We start from the raw sequence: 15,502 nt of genomic DNA, 5'->3' as shown, positions 1-15,502 counted from the left end.
GAAGTCTTTTCTGGCACATGTGGAGGCTTACCCAAATTGAACAGACAAGATGATTAGCATTGAAAAAATTAACTATTGTGATGGAGGAGGAGGGGGTGGTGGAGTTGCTTCTCCTTCTAAATCTACAGCAATATTATTTTTCAATTTATTTAGATTCTCTTCAATATAGGCCAGATTTTCATATCCTGTCTTTTTGGCGAGTTCATAGGCTCTAGTATAAACTTCCAATGCTTCATCCGTTCGACCATCAACAATCAAAGCCTCTGCATAACTGTCATAAGCATTGACTGACATAGGATAGTAAACCATAGCTAATTCAAAAGCATTGAGGGCATCTTTCACTTTATCCTCTCTCAGGAAATTGTATCCTACGGCATTCAAATAAAATTCATCTGGCTTGTACGGTTCACCAATCAGTTTGCTGTATTGTTCGTAATGTTCCAGGGAAGCTTTTATATAACCCTCTTTGAGAATGTTGGATTGGTAGGATTCCATCAGCAACTCTATTTCTGAAAGATCAATTTCGTTAGGAGAAGATTCTTTTGAAAAATATAGATGCTTATACATCTGTAAATTACCTGAGGATTCTAATATCCCCTCCATTTTTCCTCCGCTTAGCGAAATTCGTACTGTGGAGTTTAGGGTCCTTAAAGAGTCATAAAGAGTCAAAATCAATTGATCATCTTTAATAACAGCATTATCTACTCGCATTTGATCCTGTACATGGGCTGAGTAAAATGAAAGGCTGGCTTGTGGTTTACCATCAATAGCTTTGATCTCCATGATTTGGCCAAGGTAGTCAGAGCCATAAGTGCTGGTTCCATACCATTTTCCGATCATGTTTTTTAGCTCCATTGGCTCACCTTTGCTCAAGACAGGAATGGAAAAGCCTGGTTCTGGCTGATCTATATCAGGGTAATCATTTGAATCTTGTAGGGCATGGACCACTTTCCAGCTTGCCTCTTGAATCAATTTAGCTTCCTCATTAGGAATATCAATTAGCAAGTCCCTATCTGCTGAGGGCTCACCTGTACTTGATAGGGGATGACCAGAGATATTCCCCGAAAGCCCTAAAGGATCATCAGCCATCAAAGCGGAGTAAAGTGTAACAGCTGATAAATAGGAGCCCAAAGGTGATGGGTGTCCACCATCATCGGCATATAATTCAATCTTCGGATTGGTACGCAGTTCATCCCAAACCAAACCAACAGGGACCAGTTTAGCCTTTAATTCTTTGGCAATGCTTGTGTAAGCATGGGTTAAAATGGCTTGTTCTTGTGGCTTATCCCTTACTGACCATGTCATCAAGAACACCGTCTTAGAATCCGCTTTTGTAATTTCAGCATCGAATTTCCTGGCATATTCATAGAATCGCTCTGTTTGTCCAAAAAATATGTCGTTATCGATCATCACAGCCATACCCAACTTACTTTGCTCTTGGAGTACCACATAATCCCAATCCCCTGTTCTGATGGTTTGAATTGTAGCTTCATTTTGCCAATGATCGGCAAGGCTCATCCCACCACCACTTATTAACTGAGTTTCTACTATCTGATCAGGAAATTTCTCCTGTATTAATGCCTTTACTAATTCAGGGCTGCTGTTAAAGTAGGTATAACTATTTCCGATAAACAGAATCTTGATCTGATCATCATTTTCATCTATAGACTGTGAACAGGAAAGAACTACAAGTAAAAACAATAAAAGACTAAAAGCCCTTTTTATAGTTGACATTCTATTGGATTTGAATCCTACAATTATTTATTCAAGCACTATTATGACGGATAACGTTTTCTTATAACCCTCAGTTACGGGTTAAAGTACGCAATTTTTTCAGTTTGGGTCTGGCCTTAGCAATTCCGAGTGGGCTAATTGCAGAAATGCCTATTTGGATCCTGAATTGCAAATTCAAGAAATAAAAAAGCGTAGTCGCAGACTACGCTTAGAGGGGGTATCGCTGGCTGGTCTTGTCCAATTCGATAATGTCTCTTCAGATTTTTTTTCCATTTCTAATTTTAATGTTGCCTAACGGTAAATTGTATGAATAGTGGCAAATTGCGTGGTGCTTATCTGTCAAACCGCTCAGCAGTTCAATCGGGCTGCAAACTTTGATATTAAACACATTGCCTGCCATTACTTATACAAAATGTTACATAACGTTTTACTTATTCCGGCGGATTTTGCCATTTATTCCAAATCGGCTTTAAATCCACACTTGTTGCCTTAGACATGATAGGTTCAATCTCATTGTATTTAAATGCTCTTTGATTGTCTTTTGACCAATTAAGCAATCCAAGAATAGCATCCTTAAAGGATTTTTTTCCGTTCGTTTGTTTTTGAATATACTCATCCAAATCATAAGCCATTAGAGCTCCTCTAGAAAAAAGATTTTTACCTATTCTAAAATCAGAGGCATATTGGGTTGAACCCAGAAGAGATAATTCCTTTAAGGTTTTGGTTTTAATAAAATCCGGAGCATTGTCCATGTTGGATTTCCACCAATTTAACCTTGCTTCGTCGCTGAGGATTTGCTGGAAAGAAACATACCATATAAATCCTTCATTCAGCCAGATTGTTTCTACAAGTGGTGCCACTTGCCATGAAAATGGGCGGTATCCTTCCCCCCAGGATCTTAACGGAATCCATGAATGCCCCATATGATGTATGATGGTTCCTAAACCTCTATTGGGATTATATTCCTCCGAAATATCCCTGTGTGCCGTCATGCTATTTAGATGTTCCATATTAAAACCATAGTCATGTCTTTCTGAAAGTGGTTTTAGAAACTCATAAACTAAGGTATAATGAGGCATGGGAATGTATCCAAAATAATCACCCAATTTCTGCAGCGATAATAGGCCTTGGTTTCCAATACCTTCTAAATCAATTGTCGTTTCGCCATAGGCCGCTACGAATAATGGAATTTGTGCTTCTTCAACACGAATAACCTGAACGCCCTTACCTAATAGATACTGAGCATCAACCAGTGCGGCATAGTTTTCAACCTCATATGTATCTGTTCCGAAATTCCGATTGGTATCAGGTCTTAACGTACTGAAAATAGGCCAAGAAGGGTCAGTATTGATCCTTAAATTGATGGCCTCTGCTTCCATTCCTTCAATAAATCCGAATACTGAATAGCCAAACAATCCCATATAGTCTTCTCTGGCTTTGGAACTCGTGGAGGCATCCAATAAATCAATTTCCATTTTTTCAATGTCGACCGTATAACTCACCTTATTCAGAGGCTCATTACTTTCTCCAAAAGTAAAGAAGCTTCCGTCCCCTATCATTCCTTGCAACTGTTTACCCGTTGTGGTATAACCAACAACATCATCAACAAAGGCTATGTAGTTTGTCAGAATGTAAGTACCCGGTGCACTTCTTGGTATCACTAAATTGGCATCACTGGCCGGTAGCGCATCAAATGTGATTTGAATAGTTACTTTATTTGTATCTTCCTTCTTGTTAAGCAAATAGCTAATCTTTTGCTGTGCGTTTAGAGTTGTGATAGAAAAGACAAACGAAAAAAGAAGGATAATTCTGCTCATGTTGATAATGTTAAGTAAAGAGTAATTCAAAAACTTGGCTTGGCAGACTGTAAAAACTAAATGCTGGCATTCACTGCATTTTCGTAGATGTTTTCAATGCCTTAAGTTTACTTCGATCGTAAATTTGATCTCCTTTCAAGACCAAATCTATACTTCCGATATTTTTAATATCTTCAAGTGGATTTTCGGTGAGCAAAATTATATGAGCCACTTTCCCGACTTCAATGTCGCCATAATATTCGTCAAGCTCAAAGAACTTTGGTCCGCTTATGACTGAGGTTGATAAGGCCTCTCTAGGAGTAAGTCCCGTCTCAACCAGTAATTCCAATTCACTGTGTAAAGAGGCCCCCGGATAAATATAGGAATTGTCTGGACCACAATCTGATCCAGCCAAAATAGTTATACCCGCTTGAAACATCGGTAACACTAGGCTCCGTTCCCGTATGTCCATATCAAGCATCAATTGCTTTCCTTCAAGGTTCCGGTTTTGCGCTTGCTTTAGCCTTCTTTTATACGTTTGTTGAATCCCAGGTCCTATCAGCGGTAAAAGGTTATCCGTAGAGTGATCCATATCGGCCAATTGCATGATTACCTGTGATACATATAAAGTCGGGGTGACATAGAAATCCTCAGATGCAAGTTTGGCTATAGCATCTCTTGCGAGATATTCATCATAAGATTCAAGTATCTGTGGAAACATTCCAAAACCCAAGTTTTGTTGTTTTAAGCTATCCCCGATAGGAGATGCTAGGCTTAGAAAAGAAAAAAGATGTTCAACACCATCGAGGCCGAATTCAATAGCTTCAAAATGATCTGCAGACAAGGGTATATGTCCGGTTACTTTAAGACCACGCTTTTCGCAAGCTTTTATAATTTGGTAATACAGTTCCGGAGATAATGAACTGGCATAGATTTTCACAAAGTCGACATTCAGTTCTTCCAGTGAATCCAAAGCCGGTTTTATTTCTTCTAATTTGCCGATTGGAATTGATCCAGCCCAAAACGGATCAGCACCGTCAAGCTTTGGCCCAGAGGTGAAAATGTTGGGCCCAGCCAGTTGCTCCTCCTTTATTTCATTTCTCCATTGCAGTACGCTTGGTGAAATATCACCTCCCATATCCCTAACGGTGGTCACACCATGGGCAATAAATAGAGGCAACAGGTTTTTATTTTCGTTGATTAGGGAATCACCTCCTCTAAAATGGACATGATTATCCCACAAGCCCGGCATGACAAATTTTTCCTTGGCATCGATAATTTGATCAGCATCATACCTATCGGTGGATGCCATATTGGCTACCAATCGAATAGTATCATTGTTGATACCGATCAACTTCCCTGATGAAACCTTACCATCCGCTATATCAACAACCGAAGCGTTGATAATTAATAAATCAAATTTTTCCTTGGCCTTTGGTTGACAGGCAACCATAAGGATCAAAGTAAAACAGCAGAAAGGTAGTTTATTCATCAGTGTTCATAATTTTTTGATAATGTTATGTAACGGTCTCGTATATGAGTAGTAGCGGATTTCTAGCTATTACTTTTCGGAAAGCAAGGTACTTAATTAAAAGAAAAACGGTTCAAGTTTGCTCTTAAACCGCTATTGCTTATACATAATGTTGTAGGGCATTTTTATTAAACTGAAAGCTGTTCAATTATCACATCTGATTTAAAATCAAGTCCTCATTACTGCACCCCATCTAGGCGTAGACTCTGGCGCTGGGTGATTTTGCAAATCACCCTAATATCCCTACAGTCAATGAAAATGCCGGAATTCAATTGGTTTTAAAAAACCTATTACCTATAATCGACTTCAATCAAGCCCTTGAGTCCTGAATAATTTCTTGCACTGGAATATAGGTATTCTTCTGGTTTCTCGACCCAACCTGCCCTAACTGGGTTCTCATGAATGTATTTCATCCTACTTTCGATCATCTCTGGCCTATACAATTCTATTGCATGGTTTTCATGGGTCCAAAACTGCAAGTCACCTGACCCCTTATTAAACTTAGCATGATATTCAAAAATAATTTTCAACCACTCTCGTCGGCTTTCTTGGTTATTTTCCAAAATCATTTTTAATAACTTTTTGCTTGTGAATTTTTTAAAATCCCGTACCCAATCGGAAAGCTTTCCATTCTTTTGCTGGACTATTAGGTGAACAAGATTGCTCATAATTACATAGCCAAACAAATACAACCCTTTTTCCAAACGACAAAAAGAAAAGTTCTCCAATATCAAATCCCGATATACTTTTCTTGTAAAAACATCTGCCCAACCTACAACCTGAAATGTAAGGAAATAGGGCATTTCTTGATCTTTGATTTGATAAGATTCTCCCATAAAACAATGGTTTTCGATATTTAAAAAGTAAAGGTTAGTTGAATATATAATTGTTTTCAAACTTTACCTAGTTCTATATTTAATTCTACTGCGCCTCAAGTTCATGAATTGCAAATTCAAGAAATAAAAAAGCGTAGTTTCAAACTACGCTAAGACGAAAGACCTGACTACACCCAAACGGGGGACAAATAAAGACTCAAAACACGCTCCAAAGGCAGTTTTGAGTCAATCTGTCAAACTATTTTCAAATTGTCATTGCCTTTATTCCCGTATTATAGTTGAAAAGTGGGGAGCGGGCATATATTTGAAGTAAGGTTGAAGCGATAGAGAAATGTGGATAACATTTGAAAAATTTGTTGAAAAATTGTCCAAAAAATTAACTCTCAAATCCAATTGAAGGATTTACCTTTATTAAGCGTTCTGGCACACTATAGATTGCGAAAGCCCTGTCAATCTTTAGTGTATAATTGACAGGGCTTTTCTGAATAATTAATTAAAACCAAAATTACTATGAAAACAGAGTTCTTAGTACCAGTTTTCTCTTTTGGTCTCGATTTGCTTCTTGAGCTTTTTAAAAAGCTTTTGGAGCGATGGGGTTCTAGACGGCCAGGTCTTGAATTCCCATTAGGGACTTGCTAAGAGTTAGGAGGGGATCAATCCCCTCCTTTTTTACGTCCGTAAATTTCAAACAATGTATCAAATTAAACAAAATGTTTAATGAATAATTTAGAATATTATTGAATATGGGTGGTAACTGGCTTAAAATTAAGATAATACAGTCTTTCTTAAGCCTCATTTCCAGATGGCTTTGAATGCCATTGATATTTATCATTTTTTAAGGACAAGGAACTCCGGTATGAAACAATTTATCAGAAGCTGGAGTCACTAGGATAAAATTATCAGAAGTTTGCTGAATTAAAAAAAGGATTTCGTGTCCAGGTATTGGAGTCCCGCAAACTTTAATAGGCTCGTATTTGAAATCTCGTAGGGTACCTTCTTGTGATGTTTTAGTTAAAACTTCATCCCAACCAGTCCCTTCTAAATATGGTGGATTCCAAACCTTAATAATAAGATTGCTATATCTCCATTTAGTCTACGAAAATGCCGGAATTCAATTTGTTTAAACAATCCAGGAAGGTGTAGCTTTTTCTAGGTAAAATTCTACTTCAAAACAGGAGGGAACTTATTAGCTAAATAGATAGCTTTTGAATTTCAAATTCAAGAAATAGGAAAGCGTAGTCGCAGACTACGCTTAGTGGGGATTTCAGCACTACTGCTCAAAAGAATTACAAATGTTTATTTACTACTGTCAGCTTATTAGTATTACTTCAGCCCCGCTTTTAGCAATACCTTGTTATCAGCAGCCTTTTTTGGTAATTTCAATTTCTTTATTTGGTCATTTATATTATTTACAAAGTCTTCTGTCGATTGTGACAAATCTAAAATGTCTTTATTCGTTAGTTCATGCTTTTTCCCATCCTTAGTCTTCCCATTTCGATGAACGAAGTCATGTCTTTTAAGAACAGCTTTGTAAATAACACTTAAATCAGGAAAGTCTATTCCTATAGTATCAGAATACATCCCTTTAACTTTAGGCAAGTCGTGATAAATTACGTCAAGCATCGCCTTGGTCGCCTTATCTTCTATTTTGTCATAGCATTTAAATAGTTCTGTAAGGTCGAATTTCTCGCTTCTGAAATTATGGAAAGTTTCGACAAACTTTCGTAGATATTGTTTGTCACGTTTTACTGTATTGATAAACGCATCTGACAAATACGTCTCGAGACTTGTTATAACATTTGAAAACAGCATATTTCTTAAATGCTCTTTAACGTTATCTTTTGTCAAGTCACAAAACCCATTTAGCTCACGAATATTTTTAATATTCTCAGTAAAAATTGTGTAGTAAGTATCACTTATTTTTGAATAGTTTTCTAGGAAATCCTTCTCCAACTGTCTGAGCTTTCTCTCTTCGATTAAAGCTGGCCTATTCAAGTTCAATATTTCAATAGTAACTTTACCTCTTTCGGTTATGGCGGTCGCAATTCCATCTTTTTCAAATTTTAAATGTTCATCGAAATTGTCAAAACGGGGATTAAGTAATAGAGGTAAACCATCATTATCTAAAGGAAATGCATTGCCTTTATTTCGATTGCAGACACTGCAACAAAGCAATAGATTGTCAAGCTGAAATGCTTTGTCTGGATATTGACTTTTAGGATAAAATTGGTCAATCTCAGGTGGGCTAGTCAATCCCAACCTACATTCGCAGTACGCACAACTGTTATCAAACTCCTCTATTAAGGCTTGTCTAATGGCACTTAAATTTTGTCTTTGAAAAAGAACTGAATGTTCTCTTGTACTTTCGATATGTTCATTGTATTTTTTCATTGTAAAGTCTGTTCAAGGTTACTGCTACAGCGGTTTGTATATGGTGAAGTGGCTGAGGTTAGGAAGCCATGCACTATATACCTTGTTGTGCAATGTTTCTATTCTCTAATCTTCTTCAGGATACTTGCAATATCCTTGTCATAATCTTCAATCCAAACAGTTTTTACTCCGAGAGATTCAGAGTCCTTTTCTTCAAACCTGTTTTGTATTTCAATTAGGAGATCCACAGTTTCATCAAAGTCAAGTTTAGCTTTTACTTTTTCATTGAATATTTGGGGATTATCATCAAGAATTTGCTTCAATCTTTCTTGAACCCAAACTCTAGGTGACTTCTTTTTAATTATATAATGAAATTTCCTCCCCTTCTTTTGTGAGTTTGCTATATCAAGTAGTCGTCTAATGTTTGGGTCCGATAATGATGTCCCAATGAATAAGCAAGTTTTGTCCCTAAACTTATTGATTTGAACTATATTGTTCCAGCTATAGATATTGCTATACTGCTCATGGTAAACATACTCGCCAAGAGTTATATTATTCAATTCATTAATTGTGCCTTCTTGTGGTAAAAATCCATGTACATGATATATTGCCAATGCTCTGTTATCAGGGTCTACAGCTTGTCCATATACTGACTGAAAAGGTATGTCCATGTTCTTTTCCTTAATTTTAGTTTCTATAACATCGTCATAGTTATATGTAATAATTCCATCAAGGTTTGGACTATTACCCGGAGCCGCGCAGAGTTTTACGATTTCGTCCATTATAGGAGATTCAGCATCCTTGTCAAAGGAATCATAAAGGGTTTTTCTTACTTCCTTTTCAAATCTATTTTTGTCTTTGGTGTCAAATAGTGACTCTTGAAGATATCTTCCAGCTATTAGCGGGCTTGGATTGAATACTTTGGTAAACACTTTTGAAAGTACTACTGCTTTTTCAGGAGTTTCTTCAATTGTTTTAAGTAACAATCTCTGTAGGAGAAAGTCCCAGGTGGGTAACCCATAAGGCTTAGAAATTCCTGCTCCCAATACAAGATTTAAATTTTCTGAATCATGAGCTTGCTTCAAGTATTTAATTGCAGTCGGTGTCGTTGACTTTCTGGTTGCCGGTAAATTCTTTAGGATATTATTGAAGTCTATTTTCTGAAGTGACATTAAAGACTCATTCAATTTGTCAAGATAATTCTCAGGGAGATTGAATTTTGTCGAAGCAATTATCTTGCTTAGGTTACTGTAGTATTCAGATTCTAAACTCATATCTTATTTAATATTGCACAACGGTTTGTATAAGGTGTCGTAGCTATCCCGCAGGGTAGCTATGCACCTTGTTGGCATTTCGTACGTTTTAATTAAATATTTCATTTTCCAATTCTTGGTAAACAGATGTATCATCAGTAACTAATGGCGTCAAAGTATCACGAACGAAGGCACATTTGTTATTTCCACATTGGGTAAGAGCAAGAATTCGCTTTAATTCTGTAAAAATGTTACCACTTGCAGATTTAATATCATCGGTTGGATTACCACGATTAACACTATCTTGTATTGCTTGATTTTTTGCATCTAAACAATCTTGTATGAGTTCAGGTTTGCCCACTGAATTGCACAACTTAGTTACTAACTCATCATCAAAAAGGTAACTCTCTATGTGTCTTCTTCCTGATGTTTTTATTCCTTTATCTTTGTTTTCTTGGACTTCTTGAGGGCTTTTATCGTCTCTATCTACGAACTTGATAATAGTGGATGATTTGAGAATGTTAGCGACAATTTTTACAGATTGATTTTCAATATTTTCTAATTCTGTACTTGAGCCTATTGAAACGAACTTTGTGTCGTGGTATTTGCTTTCAAATATTTTAGCATAAATCTGAGCATCGAAATCCTTATACTTTCTTCCTTGTGAAGTACCTTCGCAAAATACCACTCTGCTTGGGGCAATCAATTGAGAAAAATCAGCAAATGCTAAATCAAAAAACCTATCCCATATCGCTCTGTCGATTTGTGCTGGTTTCATTACCTCATTTAAATCAAAGTCTCTGTTAGCAAAATCTAAAAACACCACAGTACCAGGGTTTGCTTGCTCAATTATTTCTGCCTGCTTGAGCATGCCAATAGAATGAGTGGAAATCCAAAGTTGAGAGTTCGTTGGTGTTAGAGCATATAGTTCAGCCAAGACTTTAGCTTGTAGTCTAGTATGCATATGAGCTTCAGGTTCATCAATACAGAATACAGCATCTGAATAGAATGTTGACTTAATAATCATATCAAGAATTAAGTCAAATACTGATTTTTCACCAGCAGATAAGTTTTTATAATGAAAATCCTTGGCAGAACCCTTTTCAAAGAAAAAACTACCACTTGATAAAGGGTCACCTATGGAACTTAAATTCAAGTCATCAAAAATTGAGGATAAAGATGATTTAACTTTACCTATTAGTTCTTCTCTTAATTCTTGAACTGATTTATTGTCGTTTGAAGCTTCATATACACCTGCTAATGTTTGTGCAACAAGTCGCTGATAATTTTCAGAAACAGTCTGGTCATTCAGCATTAATGTTTCAAGCTTTATGCTATTTGTCGGGTTATTCTGTTTTTTAAGATTGTTGACAGTAAAGTCAGGTTCATTTCTATATGCTGATCTAAAATAGAATTTACCTTTTAGTTGCTGCCGATTAGGGGCTTGGATGTTGTGAAAGTTAATTTTCACACGGTTTTGATACCAAGTTCCAGTTACTGGTGTTTCACTCTTTTTTTCAAAGTAATCCTGAGTGCCTGCTTGTCCATAGCCACTTAATTGATAAAAGTGATTAAAAGCTTCAAATAATGAAGTTTTACCACTACCATTTGGTCCAACTAAGACAATCAACCTAGATGTTTCAGGAATATCCGCGATTGATAAGTCTGTAAATCGCTTAAACTTGTTTATGGTAACATTTTTTATTTTCATCTATTCTGTATGAATGCCAACTTGTTTATTTATACGAATTTCCCGTGCTTATTTATCTGATTTGGATCGCTAAACACGGGTTTATTGGTTTTATTCTTTTATAATTCATCAAAAGGACTCCGTACTTTTTGAAGACTTTTCTTGCTCACATGAGTTTATCCCGATAGGAATTGGAATGGAATAAGGCCCCAATAGATCTTGCACATTCATGGAGACAGCCCCAGTTATAAAAAGATATGACACTAGGCTGTCATTGAGCTTTTCAGCATAATTGAATTCCATTAGAACTCTTTCTTTTTTCCAAAAATTTGGGCTTCGTATAAAACTGATTTTCATTTGATCTGAACTAAAAGTGATTCAATATATTAAAAAATGCCAAAAAAAATCCCCTCCAAATAAACTTGAAGGGGATTTTTTAGAATTTAGTATTATGTTTTTTGAAGTTTGAATTCTAATCCTTTCAGACTTCTGACTTTAGATTTTAGATTTTCTCTTCTACCCAAGCACGGGCATTCACAAATGCTTCCACCCAAGGAGTGAAGTCATCATTTCTATCCATTGGATAATGTGCCCAGTTCCATGGCTTCAAGGATCTCTCGATATGTGGCATAATCGCCAAGTGTCTGCCATCCTGAGATGCTATACCCGCTACCGCATAATCAGATCCATTTGGATTGCCTGGATAAGCCGCATAGCTATACTTCATACCGATATGGTATTCGCTTTCAGCTTTTGGCAATGAGAATTTACCTTCCCCGTGAGCTACCCAAACTCCCAGATCCTGTCCAGCTAGACTAGATAGCATGACGGTGTTGTTTTCAGGGATAGAAACGCTCACAAAGCTGGATTCGAACTTATGGCTGGCATTGTGAAGCATCTTGGCTTTTTGGCTAGGATCTTCAGAACCTACCAAGCCTAGTTCCACCATCAGCTGGCAACCATTACATACACCCAAACTCAAAGTATCAGGTCTTGCATAGAAGTTGTCCAGTGCTTGTTTTGCCTTAGGATTGTAAAGGAAGGCACCAGCCCATCCTTTGGCAGATCCCAATACATCGGAGTTGGAGAATCCACCTACGAAGACGATCATCTGCACATCTTCCAGGTTTTCACGACCTGCGATCAAGTCCGTCATATGCACGTCCTTCACCTCAAATCCTGCCAACCAAAGCGCATAAGCCATTTCGCGATCGCCATTCACACCTTTTTCACGGATAATAGCTGCTTTCGCTTTTCCTTTCTCGCTTCTGAATGGATCGATACCCGCTTTCGCAAAGTCACCTTTCCAAGATTCAGCAAATTCAAAAGAAAGTGGCTGGTTTTTATAGTTGTCAAAACGGTCTTTCGCCAATTGCTCGCCGCTTTGTTTTTTGTCTAATAGATAAGATGACTTGAACCAGGTGTCACGAAGCTCGGAAACGTTCAATTCAAGGCCTTTTCCTTCCAAGTTGACTATTCCTGAATGATTCACTTTCGCCAATTCGACAAAGTCAATTTCCTGAGCAGTCAAGAAGGCCTCAGCCTGATGATCATCAGCCACCTGAATCAAGATTCCCGGATTTTCAGAGAATAGGGCTTTTACCAAATCAGATTCAGCCAATCGATCCGCCTGCACATCCATACCCAAGTTTTGAGTAGGGAAACACATTTCCAAAAGGGCAGTGATGATACCACCGGAAGAAATATCGTGACCAGCCAAGATCAATCCTTGGTTGATCAGTTCCTGAATCGTTTCGAATGCTTTTGCAAAATATCCAGAGTCCTGAACGGTTGGGGTTTCAGTTCCTACCTTGTTTAGAACTTGGTAGAAGCTGGATCCCGCCAATTTCGCTGCATCTTTGGAGAAGTCAACGTACAGGATTTTGGATCCTGCCACTGGAAGTGCTGCTGCCTTCACAGTTTTGTTGATATCAGAACATTCACCTACGGAAGAGATGATCACCGTACCCGGAGAATAAACTACTTTTCCGTCAGGGTATTTCTGAGTCATGGAAAGTGAATCCTTTCCAGTCGGGATATTTACTCCCAATTCGATAGCAAAGTCAGAAACCGCCTGCACAGCTCTGTACAATCTGTCGTTTTCGCCTTTGTTTTTCGCAGGCCACATCCAGTTGGCAGAAAGAGAAACACCTTTCAAGCCATCAGAAACAGGTGCAAAAACCAAGTTGGTCAAAGCCTCAGCAATCGCCAATCGGCTACCTGCTTCAGGATCAGCCAAAGCTGCCACAGGAGCATGTCCAATGGAAGTTGCGATTCCTTTGTTTCCAGTGAAATCCAAAGCCATCACAGCTACGTCATTCAAAGGAACCTGAATTTCACCGACAGTCTGCTGAGTTGCTACTCGACCTGTTACAGAACGGTCCACCTTGTTTGTCAACCAGTCTTTACAAGCCACAGCTTCCAATTGCAATACTTCCTCGATATAGCCTTTGATCGCCTGTGGATCATAAGCTCCTTCGGAGAAAGCAGCATTGGTGGTGTTATCTTCCAAAACAGTTTTTGGAGAGGAACCAAACATGTAAGCCAAATTCCAATCTACTGGCTTCTCACCGGTTTTTTGGTTTTCGAATTTGAAATGCATGTCTCCAGTAGTTTCACCAACCACGTAGAAAGGAGCTCTTTCACGGTCAGATAGCTGCTGAAGGGTATCGATATCTTTGGATCCGACTACCAATCCCATTCTTTCCTGGGATTCGTTGCCGATAATTTCTTTCGCGGATAGGGTAGGGTCACCTACAGGAAGTTGGTCGATGTGAATCGTTCCTCCGGTATTTTCTACCAATTCAGAAAGACAGTTTAAGTGTCCTCCAGCTCCGTGATCGTGGATGGAAATGATTGGGTTGTTTTCATTTTCCGCCATGGCACGGATCACGTTTGCCACTCGCTTCTGCATTTCAGGATTGGATCTCTGAATCGCATTGAGTTCGATGGCATTGGAAAGTTCTCCTGTGTTCAGGGAAGAAACAGCAGATCCACCCATCCCGATGCGGTAGTTGTCACCACCCATGATGACGATTTTGTCACCTGCTTTCGGTTCGTCTTTTTTGGTGTATTTGGCATTGGTGAAGCCGATACCACCTGCAAGCATGATTACTTTGTCAAAGCCAAATTGCTTGTCGTCTTCTTCATGCTCAAAAGTCAACACAGATCCTGCGATCAATGGCTGACCAAATTTATTTCCGAAATCAGAAGCTCCATTGGAAGCTTTGATCAGGATATCCATTGGCGTTTGGTATAGCCAAGGTCTTTCTGCTAGATTTTTCTCCCAGCTTCTTCCTTTTTCGGATCTGGAGTAGGAAGTCATGTAAACAGCCGTTCCTGCCAAAGGAATGGAAGCTGTACCACCTGCCAATCTATCTCTGATTTCACCACCGGAACCGGTAGCTGCACCATTGAAAGGTTCTACAGTAGTTGGGAAGTTGTGAGTTTCAGCTTTCAAAGAAATCACCGTATCGATTTCTCTTTGCTCAAAGAAGTCCGCCTGATGCTGGGTCTTTGGAGCAAACTGATAAGCTTTTGGTCCCTGAACGAATGCTACGTTATCCTTATAAGCGGAAGCGATTCTGTTCGGGTGCTGCTTGGAAGTCTCTTTGATCAGTTGGAAAAGGGTCTTAGGCTTTTCTTCTCCATCGATGATAAAGGTTCCATTGAAGATCTTATGTCTACAGTGCTCGGAGTTTACTTGAGAAAATCCGAATACCTCAGAGTCAGTCAAAGGGCGACCCAGTTGAGAGGCCACATTTTCCAGATAAGTGATTTCCTCTTCACTCAATGCCAAGCCCTGCTCTTGGTTGTAGGAAGCGATGTCTTCGATATTTTGGATTGCCTCTGGCTCCAAGTGGATATCAAAGATTTCCTGATCCAGATTATCATAAGCCTTTTGAAGCATAGGGTCGATTTGATCGCCTTCAGCCATTGGGAAAAATTCCTCAATTCGCTGAATTCCCAAGATTCCCATATTGCCGGCGATTTCTACGGCATTGGTAGACCAAGGGGTGATCATTTCTTTCCGAGGGCCGGAGAATTTACCGGAAACTTCAGAGGTTTGGATAGGAGTGGCTTCGCCAAAGAGCCAGGTGAGTTTTTCGATGTCTTCTTGGGCGAAAGGTTGTGGAGTCTGTACTGCGTAGACTACTTTTTGAGGGGATTCAAAGAAGAAAATCATGTCCTTGAGCTGGTAAGCTGCAAAGGTAAGGAATTGGGTGGATTGTGAAAAACTAGAATTGAATTTATATCCTTCTATTCAAGCCTTTCTATTAAGTATTTTTTGC

Annotated in this window: 8 protein-coding genes; all 8 read right to left on the bottom strand. The window is 38.5% G+C overall.

All coding sequences use genetic code 11. The annotated features are described in order from the left end of the window. Nucleotides 1-72 precede the first annotated feature (72 nt). The 8 genes from BUF13_RS11600 to purL all read right to left on the bottom strand — a co-directional run bounded on the left by BUF13_RS11600 (nucleotide 73) and on the right by purL (nucleotide 15,396). Entirely contained in the window at nucleotides 73-1,734 is a 1,662-nt protein-coding gene (locus BUF13_RS11600) for an SGNH/GDSL hydrolase family protein (protein ID WP_134204436.1), read from the bottom strand. Nucleotides 1,735-2,165: 431 nt separating this feature from the next. Further along, nucleotides 2,166-3,581: a M61 family metallopeptidase gene (locus tag BUF13_RS11595; protein ID WP_134204434.1), complete on the bottom strand. Its 1,416-nt coding sequence runs from the start codon at nucleotides 3,579-3,581 to the stop codon at nucleotides 2,166-2,168. Between the two features lie 40 nt (nucleotides 3,582-3,621). Next, nucleotides 3,622-5,022, bottom strand: a complete 1,401-nt coding sequence (locus BUF13_RS11590) for an amidohydrolase family protein (protein WP_073571970.1) — start codon at nucleotides 5,020-5,022, stop codon at nucleotides 3,622-3,624. Between the two features lie 329 nt (nucleotides 5,023-5,351). Then, entirely contained in the window at nucleotides 5,352-5,897 is a 546-nt protein-coding gene (locus BUF13_RS11585) for an REP-associated tyrosine transposase (RefSeq protein ID WP_073571969.1), read from the bottom strand. Nucleotides 5,898-7,220: 1,323 nt separating this feature from the next. After that, complete coding sequence (locus BUF13_RS11575; RefSeq protein WP_073571967.1) at nucleotides 7,221-8,288, bottom strand: HNH endonuclease family protein; 1,068 nt, start codon at nucleotides 8,286-8,288, stop codon at nucleotides 7,221-7,223. A gap of 98 nt (nucleotides 8,289-8,386) precedes the next feature. Continuing rightward, nucleotides 8,387-9,541: an SIR2 family protein gene (locus BUF13_RS11570; protein WP_083586438.1), complete on the bottom strand. Its 1,155-nt coding sequence runs from the start codon at nucleotides 9,539-9,541 to the stop codon at nucleotides 8,387-8,389. 88 nt (nucleotides 9,542-9,629) lie between these two features. Beyond that, nucleotides 9,630-11,231 carry an AAA family ATPase gene (locus BUF13_RS11565; RefSeq protein ID WP_073571966.1) on the bottom strand — a complete coding sequence of 534 codons (1,602 nt, stop codon included), beginning with the start codon at nucleotides 11,229-11,231 and terminating at the stop codon, nucleotides 9,630-9,632. A gap of 481 nt (nucleotides 11,232-11,712) precedes the next feature. After that, nucleotides 11,713-15,396: a phosphoribosylformylglycinamidine synthase gene (purL, locus tag BUF13_RS11555; protein WP_073571964.1), complete on the bottom strand. Its 3,684-nt coding sequence runs from the start codon at nucleotides 15,394-15,396 to the stop codon at nucleotides 11,713-11,715. Nucleotides 15,397-15,502 lie beyond the last annotated feature (106 nt).

This window comes from Algoriphagus zhangzhouensis, assembly GCF_900148515.1.
Classification (GTDB): Bacteria; Bacteroidota; Bacteroidia; order Cytophagales; family Cyclobacteriaceae; genus Algoriphagus; species Algoriphagus zhangzhouensis.
The sequence above is the reverse complement of the archived record's forward strand: the minus strand, read 5'-3'. Positions and strand labels throughout refer to the sequence as shown.